A 10711-nucleotide genomic window follows, 5' to 3' on the forward strand; every position below is an offset into this window, starting at 1 on the left:
TCAGTGATACTGATCCAGTTCGAGATCGGCCGCGACCTTCGGCCATTTGGCATCGGCCCTGGTCACAGTGTCCGCCGGATGCGCGGCAAACTCCTCCGCATACGCCTGGTCATACATCAGGTAAAGCTTGCCTTCGATAATCTTGAAGGCTTCTGGATCGATGTTGACCGTGACGGACCCGCTGCTTACTTCGCCCGCGCAATAGCCGCCGTATTGAGGCGCGTATTTAAGCGGTTCGCTCATAAACATCTCGCGATGTTTAGCACTGGCGAAATGCCACGGCGTCCCCATCCATTCGTAGGAGATTTTTTCCGAGCCTTTCGTCGCTTTGCCTTCGGTAAAGTAGGCGACCGTGTCGTATCCCATGATGGCGACGCCGCCGAAGTACCCCGTGTTTACCGAGTCGTCGGCCATGGCTGGTGATCCACTGACAGCGCCTGCGACAGCCAGACCGATCATTGCCAAAGAGTGACCAATGCATTGTCCCCCGTTTCCAAAGTGCATCTGCGCCTCCTGTTTAATCGTGGATTTCCATGCACTTAGCGTAATTATCCTCGCCGAGAACGCTGGCCGGAGGACACGTCACGCCATGCCGCTTGAACAGACGGACGATATCGACATTGCCTTTCCACATGGCCCTCGTGATCGGCGCGTAGCCGTGAACCTCGGCGTGGGTGACGTCAGCCCCCTTCGCAAGCAAAAACTCCGCGAGGAGGACGTGGTTCTCTTCGCCCGCAACCATGAGCGGCGTAACACCGGCTTTGTTGGATGCATCGTCGAGAATTGCTCCGTGGTCCAGGAGCAGCTTGCAGATGGGTAGGCTACCCGAAAATGCCGCGGCATGAAGGGGTGTAAAGCCGCCTGCATTCCTTGCCATGACATCGGCATTTCTGCCTATCAACAGCTCGGCTACGGCAAGCTGATTTTCGAGCGCGGCGTTGATGAGTGGTGTCGCCTGGTCGTGAGTGCGGCTGTTGACATCGGCGCCCGAAGCCAAAAACTGTTCCACGGCAACGGTGTTTCCCGCTGAAACGGCATCGAACAAGGGATCGCCCGCGGCCCCCATTGTCGCTGCAAAAAACAACGCTACCGATGTAAGAAACCGGCGCATAGCTTTCACCCTAAAGTTTGTGACAGAATAGCACGCCGTCGGGGCTTAGGCTACCTTGCAGCGCTGTCGGCTGTAGCAGCGAGCGCACAGACGACGTTTCTTCAGGGAGCAATAGAAGAAGGAATTTCCGCCAAGCGCGCACTTGTGCATGGTTGCGGTTGCCTGCGCAAGGCTGTCCATTTTACGATCTGCAGTCCAAATTGCGCAACAAGTTGTGTTTGCCGCAATCGGCGATGTACTTTGTTAAGGACTCTGTACTCAAACTGCATTGCGCCTATTCATCTTCTTTCCTGATCGATGAATTCGCTGAGCCTTCAACTCCGCTCGAATGAATTGTGCGGTTCTTCCCGATGAAAGTTCGACCGGATGTATGACACCTCCTGTCCCTTTGCCGGCAGGAGGATCCATGTGATGCTGCTATCTCTCTCCCATAACTGGCAGGCGGATGGTTCGTTTGCGGATAGCGATGCAGTTGCTCAGCCCGGCGCGATTGCCCGCGTGGACGAGTCTAGCCGGCACGAGAAGCAGAGGCTTGAAGATGCGCTTGAATTCGCGGAAACGATCATCGCCGCCATCCCTGATATTCTGTTTGAGATGGACCGAAACGGACGGTATCTCCAGATATGGACAAAGCATCCGGAACTTCTGGCTGCGACCAAACAACAACTGCTGGGCAAAACGGTAAACGACGTCCTCCCGCCTGAAGACGCGGCGGCTGCGTTGCGCGCCATCCGCGAGGCCGACGAGAAAGGCGCCAGCGATTGTCACGTCATTCGCATCGTCCAACAGAACGGCGAGTCCCGATGGTTCGAGCATCATGTTGCAAAGAAAGCGGGCAGTGAAACATCCTCCCAAACGTTTCTTGTTCTGTCACGGGATGTTACCGAACGGAAGCTGGGAGAGCATATTCTAGATGAAGCGCGAACACGCCTCCTCACGGTACTTCAGACTATACCCGACATGGTATGGTTGAAGGATATCGAGGGCGCCTATCTCCTTTGCAATCACGCCTATGAGCGTCTGATCGGCAAGTCGGAGTCCGAAATTGTTGGCAAAACGGATCTAGACCTGTTTGACGCCGACGTCGCACGCCTTTTCCGCGAAAGGGAGCTGGAAGCGATCCGTGCCGGAGGCGTCGTGATCAATGAGAAATGGGTCACACACCACGACAGTGGACAACGCATACTTCTGGAAACACGAAAGGTCCCAATCGTTGGCGCCGAGGGAAAGACAACGGGTGTTCTCGGCGTGGCCCGCGACATTACCGAGTTGAACGCCTCCCGCGAAAAAATTCATCGGATGGCCTTCTACGATTCGCTTACGGACTTGCCCAACCGGGAACTGTTCTTTGGGCGGTTGCGGCAAGCGATGGCAGATGCTGAGTCCCATCGCCAAGTTGTAGGCGTCATGATGATGGACATCGACCATTTCAAAGCCGTAAACGACACGATGGGACATCCCGTCGGCGACGAACTGCTTTGTCAGGCGGCCAGACGCTTCCAGGCAAGCGTGCGCAGCGCCGACACCGTGGCCCGTCTCAGCGGCGATGAATTCGCCATCCTCTTGCCAGACATCCGGCACGCGGACGATTTGCGCGATATCGCCACCAAGATGCTCAAAACATTCGACGAACCCTTCCTGCTCGACGGCAGGGAAGTCTTCGTCTCATGCAGCATCGGGATCGCGCTCCATCCCGAGCATAGCACTGATGCAAACGATCTCGTCAAATATGCCGATTCCGCAATGTATTTGGCAAAGCGTCTTGGGCGGGGAGGCTTCCAATTTTATTCGAGGCAACTGACAGCAGACGCGCAACACCGCCTGATGCTGGAATCGGAATTGCGCCGGGCCATCGAGCGCTGCGAACTGGAAGTGTACTACCAACCCAAGGTACTCGTCGAAAACGGCAGGATAGTCGGCTCGGAGGCTCTCCTGCGATGGCATCACGGAAAGATGGGCATGGTTCCTCCGGCTCAGTTCATTCCGATTGCCGAGGACACTGGATTAATCGCGGATTTGGGCAGATGGGTATTTCGCGAAGCCTGTCGAACCGCGGCAGAATTGAACGGCGACAGCCCAGCGTCTCACAAAATGGCGATCAATGTCTCATCCAGGCAGTTCCAGCGATCTGATCTGCTGGAGATGGTAACCCAGATTCTCGATGAAACCGCCTGCCACCCTGAGTGGATCGAGATTGAGATCACGGAAAGCCTTCTGCTGGATCAACAATACGAGACACTGGCCACTCTTTGTGCCCTTCGGACGATGGGAATCTCAATTGCCATCGATGATTTCGGTACCGGCTATTCGGCGTTGAATTATTTGGCTCGCTTTCCCATCGACACCCTGAAAATCGATCGATCATTCATCAGCAGTGGAGACAAGCGCAGCGCAGAGCTAGTCAAGGCCATTCTCTCGATCGCCCGTTGCCTTGGGCAAAACGTCGTGGCGGAAGGTGTCGAGACGGTCGAACAGGCGGCGTTCCTAAGGGCTAACGGATGCGACGCGGCACAAGGGTTCTTGTACAGCAAGCCCGTGCCAAAAGCCGAATTCGTGAAGCTGCCGCAGTTCTTGAGGTCTGATCGGGATTGATGCCAAATGGACGTCGTTCGGTCTGAAGGGCGCGTTTCATGCGCGCTATTGTTTAGTGCCGGCTTCGAAATTTCGTCATCGCGGCCATGGTAGGACGAGATGATGGAGCATCGCTGAGACGTCCCCATTTCAACGGCTTGAAGCTGATTGCCGTCGCCGTGGCCGCGTAGGATCCGGAGACGCGGCATCGATTCCCGCTCCTGACAGTCATTCCCAAATCGAACCGCCGCTTTCCCATTTGCCCCCAACGTGGTGAAAGCGGCGGCTCGACTGCCCCATTGGAACTATGCCTCTGGGGCTTCTCTACCAAATCAGATTTGATCAAGGGCACATTGATGAGGATCAAGGTATTCGCTATCGCCTGATCTACATTTTGGAAAATTGTGCATAAGCGGACGTGCCAAGGAATACGGCTGACATGACGTGCTCTGTGCTTGTCTGCCGCTCGAGATGTTTGGCGGATCTCTGGGACACAGCGATCCATTGGGCCGGAAACTGGTCTTGGCGGCAGCATGCTCAGGATTGCCACGTCGCCCTTTTTTAGCAAGAATTGATCTGACGTTCGGTGGGAGGAGCCCAATGTACGAGCATTCTGCGCATGCGGATCAGGTTTATGCATCCGCGCAGTCTGTTGCTGCAAGTTCTACGATCGTCGCCTCCTGGCGGCGCTGCATGACCATGCATCGATTGGCACCGGAGGAAAAGCGGTTGCCTGTTCGTCTGAGCGACCAGGAATTTCGAACGGCATGTCAACAGTCGGAAAGGCTGCTGGTGGAAGCGGCTGATGAACTCGGTCGGCTCTTCTCGACAGTCGGAAAGGCTGGCTGCTGCCTGCTTCTGACCGATCGTGACGGCATTGCGCTGGAGCGACGCGGCACGGCAGGCGACGATAAGGAGTTCCAGAATCTCGGCCTTTGGACCGGCTCGGTGTGGACCGAGGCGAGCATCGGCACGAACGGCATCGGCACCGCGCTTGCTGACGATCGGGCGGTGGCGATCGTTCGGGATCAGCACTTTTTCTGCTCCAATATCAATCTGAGCTGTACCACGGCGCCGATCCGCGACCATCGCGGCCAGATGGCCGGTGCGCTGGACGTTTCAACATGCCGCGAGGATGTCAACGAGGTGACGCTGGCGATCATCTCCCAAACGGTTCGCGAGGCGGCCATGCGTATCGAACTCGGTCTTTTCCGCAGCGCCTTTGCCGGAGCTCGTTTTGTTTTGGTTCCGACCGATAGCGGTTCGACCTCGGCGCTTCTCGCCGTCGATCGGAACGACATGGTGCTTGGTGCGACGAGAGCCGCGCGCGTGGCGTTGAAGCTCGACGACCAACGCATTTCCGCTGGCGTCCCAGCCACCGATGCATTGCGGGAAAAGCATCTGGACGATGGAAAAGCTCTTCAGGAGGCTGAACGTGCCGCTCTTCTCAGGGCACTGTCACGCGCCAATGGCAATGTGACGCAAGCCGCACTCTCCCTTGGCATGAACCGTGCCACTCTTCATCGCAAGATGAGGAAGCTGGATCTGCATTGACCGATCGAAAGTGTCGCAGAGTTGCGACACTGTGCGCTGCGGTATGGACCACGCACCCTGTCGTCCGGCGATAAAGACGCGCAGATTTCTCCCATCGGGTTTGCAGCCCGGAATTGTCGACCAAGGGAGGATGACATGCTGCATCAGAAAATCGTCGAATCTCCGTTCAAGCTCAAATATGGGAATTATATTGGCGGCGAATGGCGCGAGCCGATCGGCGGCAGATATTTCGACAACATCACGCCGGTGACCGGCGGCAAGATCTGCGAGATTCCACGCTCGGACGAGAACGACATCAACGCGGCGCTGGACGCCGCCCACGCGGCCAAGGACAATTGGGCCAAGACATCAGCCGCTGAGCGCTCGAACATTCTGATGAAGATCGCCCAGCGGATGGAAGACAAACTCGGAACGCTTGCCGAGGCGGAGACGTGGGACAACGGCAAGCCCATTCGCGAAACAATGGCCGCCGATATTCCACTCGCGATCGACCATTTCCGCTATTTCGCCTCTTGCATTCGCGCTCAGGAAGGCTCGATCGGCGAGATCGACCAAGATACCGTCGCCTATCATTTTCATGAGCCGCTCGGCGTCGTCGGCCAGATTATCCCGTGGAACTTCCCGATCCTCATGGCCGCCTGGAAGCTGGCGCCTGCCCTTGCGGCCGGCAATTGCGTCGTTATCAAGCCCGCCGAACAGACGCCCGCTTCGCTGCTCGTCTGGGCGGAAATCGTCGGGGATTTGCTGCCGCCCGGCGTGCTTAATATCGTCAACGGCTTCGGCCTGGAGGCCGGCAAGCCGCTCGCGACCAGCCCGCGTATCGCCAAGATTGCTTTCACCGGCGAAACGTCGACCGGTCGGCTGATTATGCAATATGCTAGCCAGAACCTGATACCCGTCACGCTCGAACTCGGTGGCAAGTCGCCGAACATCTTCTTTGCGGATGTGATGGCGGAAGACGACGACTTCTTGGACAAGGCGCTCGAAGGGTTCGCCATGTTCGCGTTGAACCAGGGCGAAGTTTGCACTTGCCCCAGCAGGGCGTTGGTCCAGGAATCCATTTACGATCGTTTCATGGAAAAGGCCGTGAAGCGGGTCGAGCAGATCAAGCAGGGCAACCCGCTCGATTCCGCTACGATGATCGGTGCCCAGGCTTCCAGCGAGCAGATGGAGAAGATCCTTTCCTATCTCGACATCGGGAGGCAGGAAGGAGCCGAAGTGCTGACGGGCGGCGGTCGTAATGATCTCGGTGGTGAGCTTTCAAGCGGCTACTACATCAAGCCGACGATCTTCAAGGGTCATAACAAGATGCGCATCTTCCAGGAGGAGATCTTCGGCCCAGTGGTGTCCGTGACCACCTTCAAGGACGAGAAGGAGGCGCTGGAAATCGCCAACGACACGCTCTACGGCCTCGGTGCCGGCGTTTGGACCCGCGACGGCAACCGCGCCTATCGCTTCGGGCGGGAGATCCGGGCCGGCCGCGTCTGGACGAATTGCTATCATGCCTATCCCGCCCATGCTGCTTTCGGCGGGTACAAGCAATCTGGCATCGGTCGCGAGACACATAAGATGATGCTCGATCACTACCAGCAGACCAAGAACATGCTGGTGAGCTACAGCCCGAAGGCGCTTGGCTTCTTCTGATCTCCTCTCAAGCGCTATGCAAAGGCTTCCGGCTGTTGGCTGGAAGCCTTTAGCGCGCTTGAGGGAAAGTTTTGGGCGACGAGAAGGGTCAAGCCTCGGCCTCGCGTTTTCTACCGGCTAAAGTGGATAGGGAAGTTGGGTCAGGTCAAATTCGTCGCTGCCGTCGATATAGGAATCAAAGCCGCACTCGGCCGCAAGCCTGGCAGAATCAAGGATGGCGATCGTCTGACCATCGACCCTGATCCCCGCCTTTTCGAGACCGGACAGAGCACGGGAAAAGGATTCGCGGGTAACGCCGAGTTCGGAGGCGATCAGGGTCTTCTCATAAGGAAGGATGGCCTTGTCGGGCGTTCCCTGCCGCGCCGATAAGGTGAGCAGGTAGCAGCCAATGCGTTGGGTGGAAGACCTCAGCTTTAGATTCTTGATCTGCCGCACCATTCGGCGGAACTGATGAGCAAGGCTTCCGATCACGGCATGCGCAAGCAACGGCTCGCGCGCCACGGCCCGGCGGAATGTTTCTGCATGGATTAGCAGAAAACGCGAGAGTTCCGGCACACGCGCCTGCATGAGGTAGGGCGCGCCCGTTGCGACGGCAGCGGGAATGAGGAGCCCCGGCTCGCGCACCGCTTCGATCAATACCTCGCGTCCCTCCCGCGACTGGCCAAACAACTGGACCGACCCCGAAAGAAGTGCGATCTGGAAGTTTGGTATGTCACCCTGCTCAAAAAGCACGGTGCCTGGCGCCACGCTATGCTGTACCGAATTGCCAAGCAGCTCCTTTCGTGTTGCGTCGGGCAGCGACTGAAACAATGGCAGTTCTTCCAGCATGCCCCGGAATGATGCGCCGTACTCTCCTTTTCTCATCGATCTCCGTCCCACCGGCAACGGTCCGCGATTCTTAGAACAGAACGGGACCCGTGCGCTCACCTTCGGCGGCCGCCCAACGCGGCTCACATCAAAACAGTATGTGATAAAAATCACGCCGATGATTGATGTGGATCAAGGAGTGCAACTGACTGTGTTGCCATCCTGCTGTCGATAGCTCCCAACCGCGCCAAGCGCGAACTTTTCATCGAGGGCAGCCCATGACACAGGAAACGGCACGACCCAAGGCCGGTCAAATTTTGGGAATGAGCACAGCCGCGTTCACGGCCTGCTTTGCGGTATGGACGATCTTCTCGATCATCGGCATCCGCATCCGACAGGAACTCGGACTAAGCGAAACTGAATTCGGGCTTCTGGTCGGCACACCCATCCTCACCGGCGCGCTGATCCGCGTCCTGCTTGGCATTTGGACCGACCTTTACGGCGGGAGGCTCGTCTTCACCGCAACCATGCTCGCCGGTGCGGCCGCGACTTTCCTGCTATCTTATGCGCACACTTACCCGCAGATGCTGGTGGCCGCGCTTGGGATTGGCATCGCAGGCGGCTCCTTCGCCGTCGGTGTTGCCTATGTGTCGCGCTGGTATCCGCCCGAAAAACAGGGAACCGCACTCGGCATTTTCGGCGCCGGCAATGTCGGCGCGGCCGTCACCAAGTTCCTTGCTCCCTTCGTCCTCGTCGCCTTCGGTTGGCAGGCGGTCGCGCAGATTTGGGCTGCCGGACTTGCCGTCATGGCTATTCTGTTCTGGCTGACCACCAAGGATGATCCGGTAACCGCCGAGCGGCGTCGCTCCGGCATCCGGCCGACGAGCGCCTGGCTCGAACTCGAACCGCTCAAGAATGTGCAGATCTGGCGCTTCGGACTTTACTATTTCTTTGTGTTCGGTGCGTTCGTCGCACTGGCACTCTGGCTGCCGCAATACCTGATCAAGGTCTATGGCCTTAATATCGAGACGGCAGGCATGATCGCTGCCTTCTTCTCGGTGCCGGCGAGCCTGTTGCGCGCCTATGGCGGTCATCTGTCGGATACCTATGGCGCGCGCCGCGTCCTCTATTGGACTTTCCTTGTCTGCACAGCGGCGACTTTCATACTCTCCTATCCGCCGACCGACTATGTGGTCCACGGCGCAAACGGTACGACCTCATTCCATCTTGAAATGGGCCTTGGCGGCTTCGTCGTCACGATCTTCGTGCTCGGCTTCTTCATGGCGCTCGGCAAGGCAGCCGTCTACAAGCACATTCCAGCCTACTATCCGAACCATGTCGGCTCGGTCGGTGGCCTCGTAGGTATGATCGGGGGCCTCGGCGGCTTTGTCCTGCCGATCCTCTTCGGCGTGCTGCTCGACTTAACGGGTCTGTGGACGAGCTGCTTTATGGCGCTCTTCGTGCTTGTCGGCGGTGCGCTCGTCTGGATGCATCTTGCGATCCGCCAGATGGAGCGCGGGGCCGCCGGCGTGCCCCTTTCTCGGTTGCCGCCCTTCCCGGAAATGCAGGGATTGCCTGAACCAGTGGTTCAGACCCGTCCGAGCAAGGCGGTGCTGACCGACTGGCGCCCCGAAGATCCGGTGTTCTGGCAGAAGATCGGCCGGGCAGTCGCTCGCCGAAATCTCTTGCTGTCAATCCCGGCGCTGCTTCTCTCCTTTGCCGTCTGGCAGGTTTGGTCGGTCGTGGTCGCCAAGCTACCGCTCGCGGGTTTCACCTTCAGCGCCGACCAACTCTTCTGGCTCGCCGCATTGCCGGGCCTGTCGGGTGCTACGCTGCGGATCTTCTACTCGTTCATGGTGCCGATCTTCGGCGGCAGGCTCTGGACGACGCTCACCACCTGGTCACTCATCATCCCGGCGGTGGGCATCGGTTACGCCGTGCAGCATCCCGAAACGCCTTATGTCGTATTCCTGATCCTGGCCTTGCTTTGCGGTTTCGGCGGCGGCAATTTCGCCTCTTCCATGGCCAATATCTCCTTCTTCTTCCCGAAATCGGAGAAGGGCAATGCGCTTGCGCTCAATGCCGGACTTGGCAATCTTGGTGTCAGCGTCGTGCAGTTCGCCGTGCCGCTTGTCATTGCAGTAGGTCTCTTCGGGCCGCTCGGCGGTACACCTCAAATGGCAGCCAGCACAGCCGGAGTTGCGCCGCTCTGGCTGCAGAATGCCGGTTTCTTCTTTGTGCCCTTCATCGTGCTGTCGGCTTGCGCCTCCTGGTTCGGCATGAATGACATCGCCTCGGCCAAGGCCTCGTTCGCAGAGCAGGCAATCATCTTCCAGCGGAAACACAACTGGATCATGTGCTGGCTCTACACCGGTACGTTCGGCTCCTTCATCGGCTATTCCGCGGGCTTCCCGTTGTTGTCGAAGATGTTGTTTCCGGAGATCAATGCGTTGCAGTTCGCCTTTCTCGGACCGCTGGTCGGCGCGCTGTCGCGCTCAGCTACCGGCTGGCTTGCCGATCGCTATGGCGGCGCGCGCGTCACCTTCTGGGTCTTCGCGTTGATGATGGCCGGTGTTGCGGGCGTGCTGTGGTTCACGGGCATGAGAGATCAGCCCGGCGCCTTCTGGGGCTTCTTTGCCAGCTTCCTCGTCCTTTTCTTCGCCACTGGCGTCGGCAATGCCTCCACCTTCCAGATGATACCGGCGATCAGCGCCAGGGAGATGGAGCGGCTGATGCCCGGTGCCGACGCCGAGATGCGTCGTCGTCAAGGGGAGAAGGAGGCGGCCGCCATCACCGGCTTCACCTCGGCGATTGCCGCTTTCGGAGCCTTCTTCATTCCGAAGAGCTTTGGCACCTCGATCGCGTTGACCGGCAGCGCCGAGACAGCGCTCTGGGCCTTTCTCGTCTTCTACGTGAGCTGCCTTGTCCTTACCTGGGTCGTCTACACCCGCAAGGGCGGCCTTCTTCATGACATCGAGCGGCGCAAGCGCCGCACCGCCGGCCAAGCCGCCGCGGCCGAATAAC

The 10711-nt window shown here is 58.4% G+C and carries 7 protein-coding genes; 4 read left to right on the top strand and 3 right to left on the bottom strand.

From position 1 onward, the window contains the following. Positions 1 to 504, bottom strand: coding sequence for a YHS domain-containing (seleno)protein (locus ACXHXG_RS16390; protein WP_457899979.1), 504 nt, complete (start codon positions 502 to 504; stop codon positions 1 to 3). Positions 505 to 517: 13 nt separating this feature from the next. Next, complete coding sequence (locus ACXHXG_RS16395; protein ID WP_457900024.1) at positions 518 to 1111, bottom strand: ankyrin repeat domain-containing protein; 594 nt, start codon at positions 1109 to 1111, stop codon at positions 518 to 520. Positions 1112 to 1522: 411 nt separating this feature from the next. Between ACXHXG_RS16395 and ACXHXG_RS16400 the strand changes: the two genes are divergently transcribed. The 3 genes from ACXHXG_RS16400 (at position 1523) to adh (ending at position 6880) form a co-directional block, all read left to right on the top strand. Continuing rightward, positions 1523 to 3703, top strand: coding sequence for a putative bifunctional diguanylate cyclase/phosphodiesterase (locus ACXHXG_RS16400; protein ID WP_457899980.1), 2181 nt, complete (start codon positions 1523 to 1525; stop codon positions 3701 to 3703). A 579-nt stretch (positions 3704 to 4282) separates the two neighbouring features. Then, positions 4283 to 5236: a GAF domain-containing protein gene (locus ACXHXG_RS16405; protein ID WP_104827559.1), complete on the top strand. Its 954-nt coding sequence runs from the start codon at positions 4283 to 4285 to the stop codon at positions 5234 to 5236. 135 nt (positions 5237 to 5371) lie between these two features. Beyond that, entirely contained in the window at positions 5372 to 6880 is a 1509-nt protein-coding gene (adh, locus tag ACXHXG_RS16410) for an aldehyde dehydrogenase (RefSeq protein WP_457899981.1), read from the top strand. A 117-nt stretch (positions 6881 to 6997) separates the two neighbouring features. Here the strand turns inward: adh and ACXHXG_RS16415 are convergent, their stop codons facing one another. Beyond that, positions 6998 to 7744 carry a helix-turn-helix domain-containing protein gene (locus ACXHXG_RS16415; RefSeq protein WP_457899982.1) on the bottom strand — a complete coding sequence of 249 codons (747 nt, stop codon included), beginning with the start codon at positions 7742 to 7744 and terminating at the stop codon, positions 6998 to 7000. 221 nt (positions 7745 to 7965) lie between these two features. On the opposite strand from ACXHXG_RS16415, the gene ACXHXG_RS16420 reads away from it, so the two are divergent. After that, complete coding sequence (locus tag ACXHXG_RS16420) at positions 7966 to 10710, top strand: nitrate/nitrite transporter (RefSeq protein WP_457899983.1); 2745 nt, start codon at positions 7966 to 7968, stop codon at positions 10708 to 10710. Position 10711 lies beyond the last annotated feature (1 nt).

It is taken from the genome of Rhizobium sp. LEGMi-198b, assembly GCF_054114205.1.

What these genes read in the sequence shown, in the direction of transcription:
- ACXHXG_RS16420 (WP_457899983.1), top strand. Translation starts at nt 7,966, where the DNA reads ATGACACAGGAAACGGCACGACCCAAGGCCGGTCAAATTTTGGGAATG.
- ACXHXG_RS16405 (WP_104827559.1), top strand. Translation starts at nt 4,283, where the DNA reads ATGTACGAGCATTCTGCGCATGCGGATCAGGTTTATGCATCCGCGCAG.
- ACXHXG_RS16400 (WP_457899980.1), top strand. Translation starts at nt 1,523, where the DNA reads ATGCTGCTATCTCTCTCCCATAACTGGCAGGCGGATGGTTCGTTTGCG.
- ACXHXG_RS16395 (WP_457900024.1), bottom strand. Translation starts at nt 1,111, where the DNA reads ATGCGCCGGTTTCTTACATCGGTAGCGTTGTTTTTTGCAGCGACAATG.
- ACXHXG_RS16415 (WP_457899982.1), bottom strand. Translation starts at nt 7,744, where the DNA reads ATGAGAAAAGGAGAGTACGGCGCATCATTCCGGGGCATGCTGGAAGAA.
- ACXHXG_RS16390 (WP_457899979.1), bottom strand. Translation starts at nt 504, where the DNA reads ATGCACTTTGGAAACGGGGGACAATGCATTGGTCACTCTTTGGCAATG.
- adh (WP_457899981.1), top strand. Translation starts at nt 5,372, where the DNA reads ATGCTGCATCAGAAAATCGTCGAATCTCCGTTCAAGCTCAAATATGGG.